Genomic DNA, 18,211 nt, shown 5'->3' on the forward strand with positions numbered 1-18,211 from the left:
GAAGCCGACGCCGCACGGTTGATGCGCGAGGCCGGGGCCGTGACGGTGCTGACCGGAGCCGGGATCTCCACCGAATCGGGCATCCCCGACTTCCGCGGCCCGCAGGGGCTGTGGACGAGGAACCCGGCGGCGCAGGCGATGTTCACCATCGAGAACTACCTGGCCGACCCGGAGGTGCGGCGGCGGGCGTGGGAGATGCGGCTGGCGAGCCCGGTGTGGTCGGCCGAGCCGAACCGGGCCCACCGGGCGCTGGTCGCCCTGGAGCGGGCCGGGCGGCTCCGCGCGATCGTCACCCAGAACACCGACGGTCTCCATCAGGAAGCGGGCTCGGGGCCCGAGCGGGTGCTCGAGGTCCACGGCACCGCCCGCTGGGCGATGTGCACGGACTGCGACGACCGCACGCCGATGCGGGAGGTGCTCCCGCGGATCGAGGCCGGCGAGACCGATCCGCCCTGTCGGGACTGCGGCGGCGTCCTCAAGTCGGCGACCGTCTCCTTCGGGCAGAGCCTGGATCCGGAGGTGCTGTCGGCCGCGATCGACGCCGGCCGGGACTGCGACCTGTTCGTGGCGATCGGGACCTCGCTGACGGTCCATCCGGTGGCCGGGCTGTGCGAGGTGGCCCTCTCGGCCGGCGCGCGCCTGGTGATCGTGAACGCCGAGCCCACCCCGTACGACGACGTCGCCGACGCGCTCGTGCGCGACCCCATCGGGGAGGCCCTGCCCCGGCTGGTCGACGCCGCCGCCCTCGGCTAGGTTCGGCTGCGTGGAGAACGCGGAGGAGGCCCGGCGCGGACTGCTGGACCGGGTGCGGACGCTGACGGGCCGGGGCCGGAGGGCCCTGATCGGGATCACCGGATGCCCGGGGGCCGGCAAGTCGACCGCCGCCGCCTGGCTGGCGCGGTCGATCGACCCGGAGGCGCGGCGCGCGGTGCGGGTGCCGATGGACGGCTTCCACCTGGCGGACGCGGAGCTGCGGCGGCTGGACCGATTGGGGCGAAAGGGGGCCGTCGACACCTTCGACGGCCGCGGCTACCTGCAACTGCTGCGTCGGGCGGCGGCCGAGCGGGACGCGAACGTGTACGCCCCCGAGTTCGACCGGCGCCTGGAGCAACCGGTGGCCGGGTCGATCCCCATCCCGCCCGAGGCCGAGCTGGTGGTGACCGAGGGGAACTACCTGCTGGACCCGGAGGAGCCCTGGCCGCTGGTGCGAGGGGCGCTCACCGAGGTCTGGTACTGCGACCTGGACGACGAGACCCGGCTGGCCCGCCTCGCCGAGCGGCACCGCGCCTTCGGCAAGTCGCGCGAGCGGACCCGGGCCTGGATCGAGGCGGTCGACGAGCCCAACGCGCGCCGCATCCGCAAGTACCGCGACCTCGCCGACCTGGTATTCGACTTCGGCGCGCTCGGCATCGGCGCCTGAAGGCCACGAATCGGAGGGGCGGCTGCCGCGCCGCTCGGCGATTCGGCAGGCTTGCGGGTATGACACGAACTATGTCAAGCGACCCCAATCCGAGCGTTCGCCGCCGGACCGTGCTGGGCGGTCTGGTCGGAGTCGGCGCCGCCGTCGCCGGGTGCGGCGACGACGATCCCCCCGAATCGCCGGCCCCGACCAGCAGCCCCTCGGCGATGGAGTCGTCGCCGACCCCGAGCGACCCGTCGGCCACACCGGATATGGAGACCGGCCAGGAGGTCGTCACCGGCCTGGCCGTGCCGTGGGGCCTGGCGTTCCTGCCCGACGGCGACGCCCTGGTCTCCGAGCGCGGCTCCGGCCGCATCCTGCGGGTCTCCCTCAGCGGCTCCGAGCCCGAGGAGGTCCACCGGGTGCCCGACGTCGCCCCCGACGGCGAGGGCGGCCTGCTCGGCCTGGCCGTCTCCCCCGACTACGCCGACGACGAGTACGTATACGCGTACTTCACCTCCGACAACGACAACCGGGTGGTGCGGTTCCGGCTCGGGGAGGACTCGCAGTCGGTATTCGTGGGGATCGCGAAGGCCAACCACCACAACGGGGGCCGGATCGCCTTCGGACCGGACGGGATGCTGTACGTCGCCACCGGCGACGCCGGCAACACCGACCGGTCGCAGAGCCCCGACAACCCCAACGGCAAGATCCTCCGGCTCACCCCCGAAGGCGACCCGGCGCCGGGCAACCCGAACGAGGACTCGCCGGTCTACAGCCTCGGGCACCGCAACATCCAGGGCCTGGCCTGGGACGCGGACGAGCGGCTCTACGCCAGCGAGTTCGGGCAGAACGACGTCGACGAGGTCAACCTCATCGAGCCCGGGGCCAACTACGGCTGGCCGCACGTCGAAGGCGAGGGCGACACCGACGGCGGCCGGTTCACCAACCCGCTGGCCACCTGGCCGACCACCGAGGCCTCCCCCTCCGGCATCGCCATCGCCGGCGAGACGCTCTACATGGCCGCCCTGCGCGGTCAGCGGCTGTGGACGATGCCGGTGAACGGCGACGGCACGCTCGGCGAACCGGAGGCGATCTTCGAGGGCGAGTACGGAAGGCTGCGCACCGTCGAGGTCGCGCCGGACGGCGCGCTGTGGCTGGCCACGTCCAACACCGACGGTCGCGGGGAGGTCCGCGACGGCGACGACCGCATCATCCGGTTCCCGGCGGCCTAAGCCGCGTGTCGGCGCCGCGGCGGACCCCTTCGCGCGTCGCCGGCCGGTAGCCTCGGGTGAAGGCGGCCAAGTGTGATGTGCCGCACGCCGAACGTGACGACCGGAGAGGGCTGCCATGGCGGGCAAACGACTGGTGACACTGGGACATCGCGGTGAAAGGGACGTCGTGAGCGCCGCCGGCGTCGAGGTCCTCGCCGAGTATCCCGACTCGATGCTGGTGCGCTGCACCGACGAACAGGCGCGGGCACTGGACGAGCGGGGCGTGGAGTCCACTCCGCTGGCCGAGTCGCCGGTCCAGATCTCCGGCGCGCGGTTCCCCTTCGCCGAGGCCCTGCGGGCCCAGGAGCGGGTCACGGTCCGGCCGGCGCCCGGCCGGACCGCCTACTACCTGGCCAAGCTGGTGGGACCGCCGACTCCGGAGTGGCTGGCCGAGCTGCGGGAGGCCGGGGCGGTCGTCCACGGCAACCTCCAGGGATTCACCCTGCTGATCGGTCTCCTGCCCGAACGGGTCGCCGCCGTCGAGTCCGAGCCCTGGATCGAGCACGTCACCCCGTACCGGCCGGCCATGAAGGTCTCGCCGAAGATCCGGCGCGTCGGACGCGAACTGGACGCCGCCTCGCTCGCCGACCGTCCGGTCGGCCGGTCCGAGGGCGAGGAGCCGGAGCTGGTCGAGATCTCGCTGTTCCCGGGGGAGAGCGACGACGAGGTCGCCGACTACATCGAGGGCGCCGACGGCACCGTCATGACCCGCATGCCCGGCACACTGGTCGCCAGCCTCCCCCGGCGGGCCATCGCCGATCTGGCCGATCTGCAGGGCGTCCAGGCGATACTGCCGTTCGCCTATTCCCAGATGGACAATGACAGGGCGCGGGCGATCATCCGGGTGCCCGAGGGCCACGCCTTCGACGGCCGGGGCCTCACCGGCGCCGGCCAGGTCGTCGGCGTCGCCGACTCCGGGCTGGACACCGGCGAGGCCGAATCGGTCCACCCCGACCTGAACGGCCGCGTCGCCGGGCTGGTGAGCTGGCCGGTGCGGAAGGTCCTGGCGCCCTATACGAACGACCCGCCGGGTCACGACGACGGCCCGGCCGACGTGCGGTCCGGGCACGGCACCCACGTGACCGGCTCGGTGGCCGGGGACGGATCGGCCGCCGCCGAGGCCGGAGGCCCCGAGCCCGCGGGGGTGGCCAAGGAGGCCGGGGTCTACTTCCAGGCCATCGGGCAGCACGTCGACTGGAAGTCCGAAGAGGAGCTCGAGGCCGAGGGCCTGCGCCCGTTCCAGCGGCCGTGGCCGCCACCGGCGTACAGCCTCTACGGAATCCCGCACGACATCGCCGAACTGTTCGCCCAGGCATACGATGCCGGCGCGCGGGTCCACACCAACTCCTGGGGCGCGGCCGTCGACGGCGTGTACAACCAGAACTCGCGCGCGGTCGACGACTTCATGTGGCGCCACCCGGACATGCTGATCCTGTTCGCGGCCGGGAACGCCGGCGTCGACGCGGACGCCGACGGCATGATCGACCCCGACTCGATCGGCGCGCCCGGTACGGCCAGGAACTGCCTGACGGTGGGCGCCGGCGAGAACGACCGGCCCGCCGCGTCCGACCCGCCTCCGGGTGTCGACCGGCACTGGAAGGACCTGCGCTGGCCGAAGCTGGCCGACGCCGGGCACGTCTCCGACGACCCCGACGGCATGGCGGCCTTCTCCTCGCGCGGGCCGACCGACGACCGGCGCGTCAAGCCCGACCTGGTGGCTCCGGGCACCAACGTGCTCTCGCTGCTGTCCTCGGTCTTCCCCGAGGACGAGGATCCGCTGTGGGGCAGGCTCCCCGAGGGGCACGCGCTCCGGTCGCGCTACTGCTGGAGCGGCGGCACCAGCATGTCGACGCCGCTGGCGGCCGGGGCCGCCGCCCTGGTGCGCCAGTACCTGCTCGAAGCCGACGCGGCCCGGCCGTCGGCGGCGCTGGTCAAGGCCCTGATGGTCAACGGTGCGGTCCCGATGGCCGGCCAGTTCCCCGGCGAGGTCCCCGAGGGCGTGAACTTCGTGAGCGGTTTCGGCAGAGTGGACGTGACCGCCTCGATCACTCCGGAGCCGCGGCGGCGCATCCTGTTCGCCGACGGCCGCGACGCGGCCGTGTCGACCGGGCAGGTCCGCTCGTACCGGGTCGCCGCCGAGGCCGGCCGGCCCCTGAAGGTCACGCTCGCTTGGACGGACGCGCCGTCCCAAGTGGGCGCGGACGGGCTCGAGAACCGGCTGTATCTGCGGGTGCGGACCCCGAGCGGTGCGGTCCTGGACGGCGACCTGCAGGCTTTCCCCGAGCCGGTCAACAATGTCCAGCAGGTCGTGATCGAAGCGCCTGGCGAGGGCGAGTACACCGTGCGGGTGCACGGGGTCTCGGTGGGCCGCCACTCCCCCGGCGCCGGGGAGGACGCCGTCGCGCGGCAGGAGTTCGCGGTCGTGCTCGCGAACGCGACCGCCGGGGCCGAATCGGGACTGCGGGGAGTGGAGTAGGCGGAGATCGCAAACCGGGGTCCCCGCCCACGGCGGGGGCCCCGGCACTGCCTCTAGCGCAGGATCGGAAGGCGCTGGACCAGTGCCAGCTCCTTCCACCGGGCGCCGAGGCCCCAGGTGTCGCCTGCCTGGGCTATCGCCAGCGCGATCATCGCGATGGCGTAGAAGAGGTGGACGTCCACGACGGGGTTCTGCTCCAGCGGCAGCATCGAGGCCCACATGGAGACCATGAGGAGCACGCCGCCGGTCGCGGCCAGGCGCAGCGCGATGCCGAGGGTGAGGGCGATGCCGAGGCCCGCCATGCCGCCCATGAACATCCAGTCGGCCCACACCTCACCGGACATGCCCTGGAAGAGGTCGCCGAACGTTCCCTGGCGGCTGGCGAGGAACCCGGTGGTGGGACTGGCGCCTTCGATCCAGCCCTGGCCTGCGGGGGTGGCGAATCCGAGGCCGAAGGTCTTGTCGAGGAACGCCCACAGGAAGACCCAGCCCAGGACGATGCGGACGGCCGCCAAGGCGCGGGCGACGCCGGCGGAAGTGCCGCCCGCGGGCGTGCCGCGGGCCTCGGTGTGGGTGGTCGTCGAGGTTTTGGTAGCCATATGCAATCCCCTCAGGATTCAGGACGACGGCGGTGAGGGGCGGGCGGCACCCCTGCGTGCCGCCGTGCCTAGGGTTGGCCGACGTCGAATGATTGGAGCGCTCCCATATTAACATAGATGTATGTCAATATCAAGGACTCTCCTTGCAAATGCCGCAAAAACACGGCTCCGATCCGTTCGACGGCGCGGGACCCTGGCCTCGAGCGGCGAAGGCGCTTAGACTTCGTCCAATGCTAATTCTATGTATGTAGATTTAGCGAGGGCGCCGGCGTGCCCCGGCGCGCCGCACGTGCCCGTGACCCTCACCTACGATAGGGAGCTCTACATGCGACCTCGAACCCGCCGGCGACTGCCCGGCCTGGCGGCCGCGGCGGCCCTGGCCCTCGCCGCCGTCTTCCTCTTCGGCCCGCCCGCCCAGGCCGCGGTCGACACCGACACGTGGTACACCATCGAGTCCCGCCACTCCGGCCTGGTCCTCGACATCGAAGGCGCCTCGACCGATCCCGGCGCCGGGCTCATCCAATACAACGCCACCGGCGCCGCCAACCAGCAGTTCCGCTTCATCGACGCCGGGGACGGCTACCACCGCATCCAGGCGAGGCACTCCGGCCACTCGCTCGACGTCTACGAATGGAACCCGGACAACGGCGCCGACATCGTCCAGTGGACGGACAACAACAACACCGTCCAGCAGTGGCAGGTGACCGAGAACGCCGAGGGCTACCACACCTTCGTCAACCGCTTCTCGGGCAAGGCCCTCGACGTGTGGAACCAGTCCACCGAGCCCGGTTCCCGCATCTCCCAGTACGACCCCACCGGCAGCACCAACCAGCAGTGGCGGCTGAACCCGGAGGGCGGCACCGGCGGCGACGACCCCTACGGCTACCTGTTCGCCTACATGCTCGGCGAGGGCAGCGCGGACGGAGAGCAGGTCTACTACGCCCTCAGCCGCGGCAACAACCCGCTCGCCTACGACGCGCTCAACGGCGGGCAGCCGGTCGCGGTCTCGGACGTCGGCGAGCAGGGCGCGCGCGACCCGCACATCGTGCGGCACCCCGATACCGGCACCTTCTACATGATCGCCACCGACCTCAAGATCCACGGCGACGGCGACTGGGACCGCGCCTCCCGCCACGGCAGCCGGTCGCTGGTGGTGTGGGAGTCGAGCGACCTGGTGAACTGGAGCTCCGCGCGGCTGGAGCAGGTCTCGCCCGAGTCGGCGGGCAACACCTGGGCGCCCGAGGCCTACTGGGACCCGTCGCAGAACGCCTTCGTCGTCTACTGGGCCTCGAAGCTGTACTCGACCGGGGACCACTCCGACGACACCTACCACCGGATGATGTACTCGACCACCACCGACTTCCGGAACTTCAGCCCGGCGCAGGTGTGGGTCGACAAGGGCTACTCCACCATCGACTCCACGATCGCCGAGGACGGCGGGACGTACTACCGCTACACCAAGGACGAGCGCAGCGGCGGCTCGTGCGGCAAGTTCATCCTCTCGGAGTTCTCCTCGACGCTGACCGACACGGACTGGAGCTTCCAGACCGAGTGCATCGGCTCCGGAACGATCGACCAGGGCGAGGGGCCGCTGGTGTTCAAGTCCAACACCGAGAACCGGTGGTACATGTTCATCGACGAGTACGGCGGCGACGGGTACACCCCGTTCGAGACCACCGACCTCTCCGGCGGGCAGTGGTCGCCGGTGTCGAACTACAGCCTGCCGGGGCGCCCGCGCCACGGCACGGTCCTGCCGCTGACCGCCTCGCAGTACGAGACGATCCAGAACGCCTTCTAGTCCTTCCTCTCTCGCACAACGAAAGGCGGGGCGCCCCGGTCGGGGCGCCCCGCCTTTCGCCGTACCGTCAGGTGGCCGCGCGGCCCTGCAGTCCGAGGCGTTCGAGCACGTGCGCGATGATCTCCTCCGGCTCGGCGCCGACGTCGGCGGTGATGCCCGCCTCGCCGGACTCCAGGGGCTCGAGGTCGCCGAACTGGGAGTCGAGCAGGCGGGGCGGCATGAAGTGGCCGGAGCGGGCGCCGAGGCGCTCGGCGATGACCGCGCCGGCGCCGCTGAGATGCACGAACCGGACGGAGGCGTCCACGCCGCGGAGGAGGTCGCGATAGGACCGTTTCAGGGCCGAGCAGGTGACGACGGCGTTCTGGCCGGCGGCGGCGCGCTCGCCGATCCAGTCCCGGATGCTGCGCAGCCACGGGGCCCGGTCCTCGTCGTCGAGGGGCAGGCCCGATTCCATCTTGGCGATGTTGGCCGCCGGATGGAACCGGTCGCCTTCGGCCACGGGCCAGGCGAGCCGGGAGGCGAGGCCCTCGGCGACGGTGGTCTTGCCCGACCCCGAGACGCCCATCACGACCAGGCACATCGTCATCGCCGACTCCTCTTCGCCGCCGCGGAACGGTTCCGCGTCGGAACGGTACCACCGGTGCCGGTCGCGGCGGGTCGCGCCGCGACCGGCGCCGGTGCTCCCGGGGCGCCAGCGAACCGGGAGGGGCGGCCGCTGCCGGCCGCCGGGGAGGGGGCCGGCCTCAGCACAGGTAGCGGGCGTAGGCCGGCAGGGTCAGGAACGTCGGGTAGTCCTCGCCGAGGGCGCATTCGGTGAAGATGTCCAGCGCCTGGTCGAACCGGTCCCCTTCGAACCGCTCCATGCCGTCGAACTCCTCGCGCACGAGCTTGTCGAGCCGGTCGCGGGTGATCAGCCGCCCGTCGGCGGTGCAGGCCTCGCCGTGGATCCACTGCCAGATCTGGGATCGGGAGATCTCAGCGGTCGCGGCGTCCTCCATGAGGTTGTTGATGGCTGCGGCGCCGTTGCCGCGCAGCCAGGACTCGACGTAGCGGATGCCGACCTCGATGTTGTTGCGGATGCCGCGCTCGGTGATGTCGCCTTCGGTGGCGGCGACGTCCAGCAGGGCGCGGTCGTCGGGGACGACGTCCTCGCGGAGCCGTTCGATCTGGTTGGGGATGCCGCCGAACGCGTCGTCGAAGACCTCCATCGCCACCGGGACCAGGTCGGGGTGGGCCACCCAGGAACCGTCGAACCCGTCGTCGGCCTCGCGGGTCTTGTCGGCCCGGACCTTCTCGAACGCGGCGGCGTTGGCCTCGGGGTCGCGCCGGTTGGGGATGAACGCGGCCATGCCGCCGATGGCCGAGGCGCTGCGGCGGTGGCAGGTCCGCACCAGCAGCTCGGTGTAGGCGCGCATGAACGGCTGGGTCATGGTCACCTGGTGCCGGTCGGGCAGGATGAACCGGGTGCCCCGCTCGCGGAAGTTCTTGATCACCGAGAAGATGTAGTCCCAGCGGCCGGCGTTCAGCCCCGCCGAGTGGTGCCGCAGCTCGAAGAGGATCTCCTCCATCTCGAAGGCCGCGGTGATGGTCTCGATGAGCACGGTGGCCCTGACAGTGCCCTGCGGGATGCCGAGCATGTCCTGCGCGGCGACGAACACGTCGTTCCACAGGCGGGCCTCGAGGTACGATTCGAGCTTCGGCAGGTAGAAGTACGGGCCGCGCCCGAGTTCGAGCAGCCGGTGGGCGTTGTGGAAGAAGTACAGTCCGAAGTCGACCAGGCTGCCGCTCATGGGCACGCCGTCGACGGTCAGGTGCCGCTCGGCCAGGTGCCAGCCGCGGGGCCGCACGATGATCGTCGGCAGGTCGGTGAGGGTCTCGCCGGCGAGCCGGTAGACCTTGCCGGCGGCGTTGGTGAACTCGATCCGGTGCTCGATCGCGTCGATGAGGTTGGCCTGCGACCCGATCACGTTCGGCCAGCTCGGGGTGGAGGAGTCCTCCATGTCGGCCAGCCAGCACTTCGCGCCCGAGTTGAGCGCGTTGATGGTCATCTTCCGCTCGCACGGGCCGGTGATCTCGACCCGGCGGTCCTCCAGACCGGGCGCCGGCGCGGCGACCGACCAGGAGATGTCGTCCCGGATCTCGGCGGTCTCGGCCATGAAGCGCGGGTCGTGGCCGTTGGCGATCTCGGTGCGGCGCTGCTGGCGCATCTGCAGCAGCTCCTGGCGGCGGCCGGCGAAGGCCCGGTGGAGCCGGGCCAGGAAGTCCAGGGCCTCGGGAGTCAGGATCTCGTCCTGGCGGTCGACGGCGGGCCCGGTGACGGTCACGGCCTCGCCCGTGCGGGCCTCGGTGGCGGAAATCATCGGTCTCTCCTTGCTAAGTGGCGGATGTCAGTGGAACTGGCCGGTTTCGGTGGAGCCCGCCAGCGCGAGGGTCGAGCCGCTCGGATTGAGCGCGCCGGTGACGTGGTCGAAGTAGCCGGTGCCGACCTCGCGTTGGTGCTTGGTGGCGGTGTACCCGCGTTCCTCGGCTTCGAACTCGCGCTCCTGCAGGTCCACATAGGCGCTCATGCCCTCGCGGGCGTAGCCGTGGGCCAGGTCGAACATCGAGTGGTTGAGGGCGTGGAATCCGGCGAGGGTGATGAACTGGAAGGTGTAGCCCATCGCCCCGAGTTCGCGCTGGAACTTGGCGATCGTGTCGTCGTCCAGGTTGCGCTTCCAGTTGAAGGACGGGGAGCAGTTGTAGGCGAGCATCCGGTCGGGGAACCGGGCCTTGACCGCTTCGGCGAAGGCGCGCGCGACCTCGAGGTCGGGCGTGCCGGTCTCCATCCACAGCAGGTCGGCGTACGGCGCGTAGGACTCGGCGCGCGCGATGCACGCCTCCAGCCCGTTCCGAACCCGGTAGTACCCCTCGGCGGTGCGTTCGCCGGTGAGGAATTCGGCGTCGCGTTCGTCGACGTCGGAGGTGAGGAGGGTGGCGGCCTCGGCGTCGGTGCGGGCGATGATGAGCGTCGGGACGCCTTCGACGTCGGCGGCGAGCCGGGCGGCGTTGAGGGTGCGGATGTGCTGGGAGGTCGGGACGAGGACCTTCCCGCCGAGGTGGCCGCACTTCTTCTCGGAGGCGAGCTGGTCCTCCCAGTGGACGGCGGCGGCGCCGGCGTCGATCATGCCCTTCATGAGCTCGTAGGCGTTGAGCGGTCCGCCGAAGCCGGCTTCGGCGTCGGCGACGATGGGCGCCAGCCAGTCCTCGACGGACTTGGTGCCTTCGGCGTGCTCGATCTGGTCGGCGCGCATGAGGGCGTTGTTGATCCTGCGCACGACCTGCGGGACCGAGTTGGCCGGGTAGAGGGACTGGTCGGGGTAGGTCTGGGCGGCCAGATTGGCGTCGGCGGCGACCTGCCAGCCGGAGAGGTAGATCGCCCGCAGGCCGGCCCTGACCTGTTCGACGGCCTGGTTGCCGGTGAGCGCGCCGAGGGCGTTGATGTAACCGCCGCCTTCGGTGTCGCGGGTGAGTTCGTTCCACAGCTTCTCGGCGCCGCGGCGGGCGAGCGTGTGTTCCTCGACGACGCTGCCGCGCAGCTTCACGACGTCGGCGGGCTCGAAGTCGCGGACGACGTGGGCCCAGCGGGGGTCGGTGGCCCAGTCGAGGGCCAGCCGTTCGGAGGTGAGGCTCTGGTCGCGTGCGGTCTCGGTCATCGTGTTCTCCCGTGATCGTGAGTGACGGCCTCGCGGCGGTCACTACTTGCAGGTAACAGAATTCTTTCCTCGCGAGACCCCGGATGTAAGCCGAATCGACTGGAAAGATCAGCAGTTCTTCGCTCATAATGAAGAAGTGGCAAAGAATTTTCCGAGCGAGCGCTCCCAAACCCGCGAGCACCGGCCCTGGGGCGCGGTGGAAGCGGCCGAGTTGGCCGCCGACGACGACGGCCTGGACCTCATCAGCCTCGGCAAGCAGATCCGGCACCTGCGCAAGCAGCTGGAGCTGAGCCTCGACGACCTGGGGGAGGCGGTCGGGACGGCGCCCTCGCAGTTGTCGCTGATCGAGAACGGCAAGCGGGAGCCGAAGCTGTCGATGCTGCGGTCCCTGGCCCGCGCGCTCGGCGTCAGCTCCGACGAGCTGCTGGGCGCCGAACCGCCGAACCGCCGCGTGGCCCTGGAGATCGAGCTCGAGCGGGCGCAGCGCAGCAAGCACTACCGGGACCTGGGGCTGCCCGGCGTCAAGCCCTCCTCGCGGATCCCCTCCGAGGTGCTGGAGGCGCTGGTGGGCCTCCACCACGAGCTGGAGCGGCAGGTGAACCTGCACGCGGCCACCCCCGAGGAGGCCAGACGCGCGAACACCGAGCTGCGCAGGCGTATGCGCGAGAAGGACAACTACTTCGGCGACATCGAGGCCGAGGCCCGCACGCTGCTGAGCCACGTCGGCTACACCGGCGGCCCGCTCTCACAGCACCAGATCTCCGACCTGGCCGCGTACCTGCGGTTCACCCTGCACCACGTCGAGGACCTGCCGCACTCCACCCGATCGGTCACCGATCTGCGCAACCGCAGGATCTACCTGACCCCCAACAAGGACTCCTCGCACGACCCGCGGACCGTGCTGCTCCAGGCGCTGGCCAGCCACGTCCTGCAACACGAGGTGCCGCAGACCTATCAGGAGTTCCTGGGCCAGCGGGTCTCGACCAACTACCTGGCCGCGGCGCTGCTGATCCCCGAGGCGAGTGCGGTGAAGTACCTGCGGCGGTCCATGGGCGAGAAGGAGATCGCCATCGAGGACCTGCGCGACAACTTCGCGGTGTCCTACGAGGCCGCCGCGCACCGGTTCACCAACCTCGCCACCCACCACCTGGGCATCCGCACGCACTTCCAGAAGGTCCACAAGTCGGGCATCATCGTCAAGGCCTACGAGAACGACGACGTGACGTTCCCGGCCGACCCGACCGGTGCGATCGAGGGTCAGCCGGTGTGCCGGTACTGGACCAGCCGCCAGGTGTTCGACGTGCCCGACAAGTTCTCGGCGTTCAACCAGTACACCGACACCCCCGGCGGTACGTACTGGTGCACCGCCCGGACCGAGCGCGGTCCCGACGGCGATTTCTCGCTGAGCATCGGGGTGCCGTACGACGCGGCGAAGTGGTTCCGCGGCAAGGAGACCACCGCGCGCTCGGTCTCGCGCTGCCCGGACGGCGACTGCTGCCGCACCCCGCCGGCGGAGCTGGCCGGGAAATGGGCCGGGCAGGCCTGGCCGGCCGGGCGGGCGCCCTCGTCGCAGATGGCGGCGCTGCCGCCCGGTTCCTTCCCCGGCGTCGACGAGACCGAGGTCTACCAGTTCCTGGAGCGTCACTCCCGCCTTTGACGGAGAGGCGCCCCCGCCGCATCCGCGGCGGGGGCGCCGGACGTGCCGTCGCGCGGGTGGCTATTCCTGGGCGAGTTTGGCCAGGCGTTCGGGGGTCGGCCACTTGACGTGGGTCGCCCAGCCGGCCTTCTCGAAGCCCCGGATGATGCGCGCCGAGGTGTCGATCTGTCCGCGCTTGACGCCGTGGCGGGCGCAGGACTGGTCGGCGTGGTGCGAATTGTGCCAGGATTCCCCGCCTGACAGGATCGCCAGCGGCCAGAAGTTCGCGGCCTTGTCGCGGCTCTTGAACGGGCGCTCGCCGATCATGTGGCAGATCGAGTTGGTCGACCAGGTGGCGTGGTGGAGGGCCGAGACCCGCACCAGGCCGGCCCAGAACAAGGCGGTCAGGGCGCCGGTCAGCGACATGGTGATCAGTCCGCCGATGAGGGCCGGCAGCAGGAAGGTCAGGATCGTCCACAGCCAGAACAGCTTGTTGATCTTGACCAGGTCGGGGTCCTTGAGCAGGTCGGGGGTGAAGCGCTCCTCGTTGGAGATGTTCGCGCGCTGGAACATCCAACCCACGTGGGAGTGCCAGAAGCCCTTGGTGAGCGCCAGGACCGAGGTGCCGTACAGCCACGGCGAGTGCGGGTCGCCCTCCTTGTCGGAGAAGGCGTGGTGGCGCCGGTGGTCGGCGACCCAGCCGATGAGCGGCCCCTGCACCGACATGCTGCCGAGGATCGCCATGGTGATCTTCAGGGGCCGGTTGGGCCGGAACGAGCCGTGCGTGAACAGGCGGTGGTAGCCGACGGTGACGCCGTGGAGGGTCAGCACGTAGAACGCGACCGTGAGCCCGATGTCGGTCCAGCTCAGCAGCCCGGTCGTCCACGCGAACGGGACCGCGGCCGCCAGCGCTGCCATCGGGACCAGCAGGAACAGGTAGACCAGCGACTGCCGGCCGACGTCCCGGGGCTCGGCGAGCACCGGCTTCGGTCCGCTCTTGGGTTTGGTCTCGGGCCCGCTCCGGGCTGGTTCCACGGGTCGGGTGTCGGTGATTACCGCCATCGCACGTCCTCTCGATGAATTGCGCACCTCAATCGTGGCCCCGTGGGGTCTCGACCGCAGTGGGCCGGACCGGCCCATTCGTGACGTGCATGTCCCCCGCCGGACGGGGGCCTAGGCCCCCTGGTTGTCCTCGAGATACGCCAGAACTGCGAGGACCCGCCGGTTGCCGTCCTCGGTCTGGCCGAGGCCGAGCTTGCGGAAGACGTTGGCCGAGTGCTTGCCCACGGCCTTCTCGGTGATGTAGAGCTCGGCGGCGATCGCGGCGTTGCTGCGGCCCTCGGCCATCAGTCCCAGGACCTCCTGCTCGCGCGGGGTCAGCTCCTCGAGCCGGTTGCTCTGCTTGCCGAGGAGGCTGGAGACGACCTCGGGGTCCATGGCGGTGCCGCCGGCGGCGACGCGGCGGAGGGCCTCAAGGAACTCCCCGACGTTGGAGATGCGGTCTTTGAGCAGGTAGCCGACGGCGCCGCGGCGGTCGCCGAGGAGTTCGCGGGCGTACAACTGCTCGACGTACTGGGAGAGCACCAGGATCGGCAGGGCCGGGATGGTCCGGCGGGCCTCGATGGCGGCGCGCAGGCCCTCGTCGGTGTAGGTCGGCGGCAGCCGGATGTCGACCACGGCTATGTCGGGCCGGTGCTCGAGGAGGGCGGCGGTGAGCGACGGGCCGTTGTCGACCGCCTCGACGACGGTCAGGTCGTGGGCTTCGAGCATCCGGGTGAGACCGTCGCGCAGCAGCGAATGGTCCTCGGCGATGACGACGTCCATGGTGCTCCTCAGCTCCCTCGTGCCCCGGCGACGGGCCGTTCGGTCGCCGACACCGGGATTTTCATGGTTACGACGGTCGGCCCGCCGTCGGGACTGACCACTTTGAGGCTGCCTTCGAAGGCGGCCAAGCGGTTCCGCAGCCCGTTGAGCCCGCCGCCGGGGACGATCTCGGCGCCGCCGCTCCCGTCGTCGTAGATCTCGACCTCCACTTCGTCGTCGACCTGCTCGACCAGGATCCAGATGCGAGTGGCCTCGGCGTGCTTGGTGATGTTGGTGAGGACCTCGTTGACCGCGAAGTAGGCGGCCGCCTCGACCGGCGCCGGCAGGTTGCCGCGGAGCCGGTCGACCACGGCCACCGGGAGGGGATGGTCCAGCGCCATCGCCTGGAGCGCCCCGGAGAAGCCGCGGTCGGCCAGGACCGGCGGGTGGATGCCGCGGACCACCCGGCGGATCTCGTCGAGCACGTCCGAGCACCCCACGCGGGCCTCGCCGACGAGCTTGGCGGCCGCGTCCGGTCGCTCGTTCTGCAGCAGCTCCTCGGCCATGCCGAGCGTGAGGCCCATGGCGGCGATGCGGGCCTGGGCGCCGTCGTGGAGGTCCCGCTCGATGCGGCGGAGCTCGGCGGCCGCGTGGTCGACCGTCTGTGCCCGCGACTGGCGCAGCTCGGTGACCTTCTCGGTGAGCAGGACCTTCGCGGTCGGCCCCAGCAGCACCACGCCCAGGCGCGAGTACCAGCGCAGGAACAGCTCGCCCCAGCGCCACCAGGCCGCGCCGCAGGCCAGCGCGAACGGCACCAGCAGGAGGGTCTTGGTCGGGGTGTCGAACTCGTAGAAGCCGAGGTCGTTGACCGCGGGGGTGTCCGAGCCCCGGAAGAGGGTGAACAGCAGCAGCGGCTGCACCAGGTAGTAGACGGCGATGCCGAACACCCCGAGGTAGACCAGGTTGACCAGGAACCCGAGGGAGGCGTCGATGGCGAGCCAGGCGACGTCGCGCCAGGTCGCGGCCTCCCGGACCATCGCCAGCGCCTTCTGGTCGGACCGGGCCCGCTTCCGGGGCTGGTAAGGGGCGGGGATCTCGACGCCGAGCTGCTCGCCGATGATCCGGCGCTGGGAGTTGGCCCAGGCCCGGATGGCGAGGATGACCCCCACGGCGGCCGGGATGCCGATCCAGAAGACGACGAGCGCGCCGGAGATGACCGCGGCGGCCAGGAGCGCGGCCGCGACCAGAGTGAGGCTGAATCGGAGGATCGACCAGCCCGGCAGGGCCAGCCGCCGGGTGATCGGATTGGTCGACATCGGCATAACAATCCAAGACTACCCGTGTATCCGTCCGTCGATCCTGGTGAGAGCCGCGGTGAGGCATCGGGTGCGCGGCGGCGGCTATCGTGTGGGCGCGGGTGGTCCGCGAAGCGAAGGGGACCGGAGATGGGCGAGCGGCCGTGGGCGCTGGTGACGGGCGCGTCCTCGGGCATCGGCGAGGAGTTCGCGCGGCAGTTGGCCGCGAACGGCCACGACACGGTGCTGGTGGCGCGGCGCACAGAGAGGCTGGAGGCGCTCGCGGCCGAACTGGCCGAGCGGCACGGGACCGAGGCGCTGGTGGTCACGCAGGACCTGTCGGAGCCGGACGCGGCCGAGCGGGTCGCCGCCGCGGTCGACGAGCGCGGGATCGCGATCGAGGTCCTGGTCAACAATGCCGGCACCGGTCGGCTCGGCCGGGCCGACCGGATCGAGGCGGGCTTCGAGCACCGGGAGCTGATGGTCAACGTCGTGGCCCCGACCGATCTGGTGAACCGGTACCTGCCGCCGATGGTCGAGCGGGGCGGCGGTGCGATCGTCAACGTGGCCTCGCTGGCGGGGTTCCAGGTGCTCCCCTACATGGCCGTCTACGCGGCGGCCAAATCGTACATCGTGAACTACAGCCTGGCGCTGTGGGCGGAGCTGCGCGGGACCGGTGTGAAAATCCTGGCCGTGTGCCCGGGCCCGGTGGACACCGGTTTCCCGGCGGCCAACCGGGTGCGGTACAACCGGCGGCTGCTGGGCTGGATGCTGGCCTCGCCCGAGAAGGTGGTGGCGCAGTCGCTGGCCTCGCTCGAGCGCAACCGCGGCTACGTGGTGCCCGATCGGCGCACCTGGTTCGAGGCGCATCTGCTGCCGCGTCGCCCGCGGCGGCTCATGGCCCGCCTCGTCGGCCGGGTGATGCGCTACTTCGTCGACCGCCAGCACCGCTGACCCGGGCGGTGGGCGTCAGGCCGCGGACACGGCCAGTTCGTAGGACTTCCAGGTCTCGGCCGCGATCGCGTCCCAGGAGTACCTCGCGCAGGTTCGCAGGCGTCCGGCCTGGCCGGTCACCCGGCGCACGTCGCCTTCCTCCAGATAGGTCTGCACCGCCGCGGCGATCGACTCCGGGGTCGGGTCGTCGACGAGGGTGCCGCTGACGCCGTCCTCGACGGTGTCCTTGAGGCCGCCCACCGCGGCGGCCACGACCGGCACGCCGCAGGCCATCGCCTCCAGCGGCACGATTCCGAACGGCTCGTACCAGGGGGCGCAGACGACCACGTCGGCCGCCCGGTACTGGGCGGGCATGCGGTCGTTCGGGATCTGGCCGGGCATCCGGACCCGTCCCGAGACGCCTTCGGCCAGCGCGATGTCACGCAGTCGCCTGCCTTCGGGGTCGTCCCACACCTGCCCGTCCACCGGCCCGCCGGCGATGACCAGCTCGGTGTGCGGCAGGTGCTTCATCGCCCTGATGATCGTTGCGAAGCCTTTGCGCGGCACCAGTCGTCCCGCCGTGAGGATCTGGTAGCGGCTGCCGAGATCGTCGGCCTCGCCGACCGGGTTGAACAGGTCGAGGTCGACACCGCAGGGGATGAGGGCGATCTTGTCCTCCGAGACGCCCATCGCCGCCAGTTCCCGGACCTCCTCCTCGCTGGTGGCGATGATGCCCGCGCACCGGTCGCCGACGTCGGCCTCGAAGCCGGTGCGTCCCGGCGGGCTGGCGTCGGCCCCGCCCTGGTGGCGGCGCTTGACGGTGCCGAGGGCGTGGTAGGTCTCGACCACCGGCACGTCGCAGCGTTCGGCCGCCCACAGCGAGGCCAGCCCGGACATCCAGAAGTGAGCGTGGACGATGTCGGGCCGGTCGGTCTCCCACAACCGCAGCAGCCCGTAGGCGAAGTCGCCCATGAACGGCAGCAGGTGGTCCTTGCCGATGCGGTCGGCCGGGCCGGCGTCGACGTGCACCACCTCGTAGTCGCCGGGGGCCCGGACGCGCTCGGCCAGGCGCGGATCGTCGCGCCTGGTGTACACCGCCACCTCGTGCCCTTGCCGGGCGAGCGCGGCGGCGAGCCGGGCGACGTGGATGTTCTGGCCTCCCCCGTCCTCACCGCCCATGTCGGCGATCGGACTTGCGTGCTCGGAGACCATCGCGATCTTCATTGTTTCCTCCTCGGTCGCGGGGCCGGGCGGGTCCCGCGCTCGGGCAGGGCGGGCCGCCGTCCATGTCGATCACAGTGGACCG

General features: G+C 71.1%; 15 protein-coding genes. 7 read left to right on the plus strand and 8 right to left on the minus strand.

The genetic code is table 11. The features are described from left to right. The first annotated feature begins 21 nt into the window (after positions 1-21). The 4 genes from CUT39_RS01180 (at position 22) to CUT39_RS01195 (ending at position 5,149) form a co-directional block, all read left to right on the plus strand. Positions 22-753 (plus strand): SIR2 family NAD-dependent protein deacylase, encoded by a 732-nt coding sequence (locus tag CUT39_RS01180; RefSeq protein WP_100444279.1) that lies wholly within the window; start codon positions 22-24, stop codon positions 751-753. A gap of 10 nt (positions 754-763) precedes the next feature. Next, on the plus strand, positions 764-1,420 hold the full coding sequence (locus CUT39_RS01185; RefSeq protein ID WP_114149474.1) for a nucleoside/nucleotide kinase family protein: 657 nt from the start codon (positions 764-766) through the stop codon (positions 1,418-1,420). A 71-nt stretch (positions 1,421-1,491) separates the two neighbouring features. Then, positions 1,492-2,634: a PQQ-dependent sugar dehydrogenase gene (locus CUT39_RS01190; RefSeq protein WP_100444121.1), complete on the plus strand. Its 1,143-nt coding sequence runs from the start codon at positions 1,492-1,494 to the stop codon at positions 2,632-2,634. A 115-nt stretch (positions 2,635-2,749) separates the two neighbouring features. Beyond that, positions 2,750-5,149, plus strand: a complete 2,400-nt coding sequence (locus CUT39_RS01195) for a S8 family serine peptidase (RefSeq protein ID WP_157930419.1) — start codon at positions 2,750-2,752, stop codon at positions 5,147-5,149. A gap of 53 nt (positions 5,150-5,202) precedes the next feature. On the opposite strand, the gene CUT39_RS01200 is transcribed toward CUT39_RS01195, so the two are convergent. Then, positions 5,203-5,748 carry a DoxX family membrane protein gene (locus CUT39_RS01200; protein WP_114149475.1) on the minus strand — a complete coding sequence of 182 codons (546 nt, stop codon included), beginning with the start codon at positions 5,746-5,748 and terminating at the stop codon, positions 5,203-5,205. A gap of 325 nt (positions 5,749-6,073) precedes the next feature. Between CUT39_RS01200 and CUT39_RS01205 the strand changes: the two genes are divergently transcribed. Further along, the gene (locus tag CUT39_RS01205; protein WP_198586775.1) at positions 6,074-7,546 is read left to right on the plus strand and encodes an RICIN domain-containing protein; all 1,473 of its coding nucleotides are present in this window, start codon (positions 6,074-6,076) and stop codon (positions 7,544-7,546) included. Positions 7,547-7,613: 67 nt separating this feature from the next. Here the strand turns inward: CUT39_RS01205 and CUT39_RS01210 are convergent, their stop codons facing one another. From CUT39_RS01210 to aceA, 3 genes are all read right to left on the minus strand, one after another. Further along, entirely contained in the window at positions 7,614-8,132 is a 519-nt protein-coding gene (locus CUT39_RS01210; RefSeq protein WP_100444124.1) for a gluconokinase, read from the minus strand. A gap of 157 nt (positions 8,133-8,289) precedes the next feature. Continuing rightward, complete coding sequence (gene aceB / locus CUT39_RS01215; protein WP_100444125.1) at positions 8,290-9,906, minus strand: malate synthase A; 1,617 nt, start codon at positions 9,904-9,906, stop codon at positions 8,290-8,292. A 27-nt stretch (positions 9,907-9,933) separates the two neighbouring features. Further along, positions 9,934-11,238, minus strand: a complete 1,305-nt coding sequence (gene aceA, locus CUT39_RS01220) for an isocitrate lyase (protein ID WP_100444126.1) — start codon at positions 11,236-11,238, stop codon at positions 9,934-9,936. A 136-nt stretch (positions 11,239-11,374) separates the two neighbouring features. Between aceA and CUT39_RS01225 the strand changes: the two genes are divergently transcribed. Beyond that, complete coding sequence (locus CUT39_RS01225) at positions 11,375-12,895, plus strand: helix-turn-helix domain-containing protein (protein ID WP_100444127.1); 1,521 nt, start codon at positions 11,375-11,377, stop codon at positions 12,893-12,895. Positions 12,896-12,955: 60 nt separating this feature from the next. Here CUT39_RS01225 and CUT39_RS01230 read toward each other — a convergent pair whose 3' ends face one another. From CUT39_RS01230 to CUT39_RS20620, 3 genes are all read right to left on the minus strand, one after another. Beyond that, the gene (locus tag CUT39_RS01230; RefSeq protein WP_100444128.1) at positions 12,956-13,936 is read right to left on the minus strand and encodes an acyl-CoA desaturase; all 981 of its coding nucleotides are present in this window, start codon (positions 13,934-13,936) and stop codon (positions 12,956-12,958) included. 111 nt (positions 13,937-14,047) lie between these two features. Then, complete coding sequence (locus CUT39_RS01235; protein ID WP_100444129.1) at positions 14,048-14,698, minus strand: response regulator; 651 nt, start codon at positions 14,696-14,698, stop codon at positions 14,048-14,050. Between the two features lie 8 nt (positions 14,699-14,706). Further along, a complete protein-coding gene (locus CUT39_RS20620) occupies positions 14,707-15,993 on the minus strand; it encodes a sensor histidine kinase (protein WP_198586776.1) in 1,287 nt (428 codons plus the stop codon). A gap of 129 nt (positions 15,994-16,122) precedes the next feature. Between CUT39_RS20620 and CUT39_RS01245 the strand changes: the two genes are divergently transcribed. Continuing rightward, positions 16,123-16,926: an SDR family NAD(P)-dependent oxidoreductase gene (locus CUT39_RS01245; RefSeq protein ID WP_100444130.1), complete on the plus strand. Its 804-nt coding sequence runs from the start codon at positions 16,123-16,125 to the stop codon at positions 16,924-16,926. A gap of 15 nt (positions 16,927-16,941) precedes the next feature. Here the strand turns inward: CUT39_RS01245 and CUT39_RS01250 are convergent, their stop codons facing one another. Then, positions 16,942-18,129 carry a glycosyltransferase gene (locus CUT39_RS01250; RefSeq protein WP_100444131.1) on the minus strand — a complete coding sequence of 396 codons (1,188 nt, stop codon included), beginning with the start codon at positions 18,127-18,129 and terminating at the stop codon, positions 16,942-16,944. Positions 18,130-18,211 lie beyond the last annotated feature (82 nt).

Source organism: Glycomyces xiaoerkulensis (assembly GCF_002798405.1).
Taxonomy (GTDB): Bacteria; Actinomycetota; Actinomycetes; order Mycobacteriales; family Micromonosporaceae; genus Glycomyces; species Glycomyces xiaoerkulensis.

Coding starts and splice junctions, on each gene's coding strand:
- aceA (WP_100444126.1), bottom strand. CDS start 11,238: ATGACCGAGACCGCACGCGACCAGAGCCTCACCTCCGAACGGCTGGCC.
- aceB (WP_100444125.1), bottom strand. CDS start 9,906: ATGATTTCCGCCACCGAGGCCCGCACGGGCGAGGCCGTGACCGTCACC.
- CUT39_RS01210 (WP_100444124.1), bottom strand. CDS start 8,132: ATGACGATGTGCCTGGTCGTGATGGGCGTCTCGGGGTCGGGCAAGACC.
- CUT39_RS01195 (WP_157930419.1), top strand. CDS start 2,750: ATGGCGGGCAAACGACTGGTGACACTGGGACATCGCGGTGAAAGGGAC.
- CUT39_RS01235 (WP_100444129.1), bottom strand. CDS start 14,698: ATGGACGTCGTCATCGCCGAGGACCATTCGCTGCTGCGCGACGGTCTC.
- CUT39_RS01190 (WP_100444121.1), top strand. CDS start 1,492: ATGTCAAGCGACCCCAATCCGAGCGTTCGCCGCCGGACCGTGCTGGGC.
- CUT39_RS01180 (WP_100444279.1), top strand. CDS start 22: ATGCGCGAGGCCGGGGCCGTGACGGTGCTGACCGGAGCCGGGATCTCC.
- CUT39_RS20620 (WP_198586776.1), bottom strand. CDS start 15,993: ATGTCGACCAATCCGATCACCCGGCGGCTGGCCCTGCCGGGCTGGTCG.
- CUT39_RS01250 (WP_100444131.1), bottom strand. CDS start 18,129: ATGAAGATCGCGATGGTCTCCGAGCACGCAAGTCCGATCGCCGACATG.
- CUT39_RS01205 (WP_198586775.1), top strand. CDS start 6,074: ATGCGACCTCGAACCCGCCGGCGACTGCCCGGCCTGGCGGCCGCGGCG.
- CUT39_RS01200 (WP_114149475.1), bottom strand. CDS start 5,748: ATGGCTACCAAAACCTCGACGACCACCCACACCGAGGCCCGCGGCACG.
- CUT39_RS01230 (WP_100444128.1), bottom strand. CDS start 13,936: ATGGCGGTAATCACCGACACCCGACCCGTGGAACCAGCCCGGAGCGGG.
- CUT39_RS01245 (WP_100444130.1), top strand. CDS start 16,123: ATGGGCGAGCGGCCGTGGGCGCTGGTGACGGGCGCGTCCTCGGGCATC.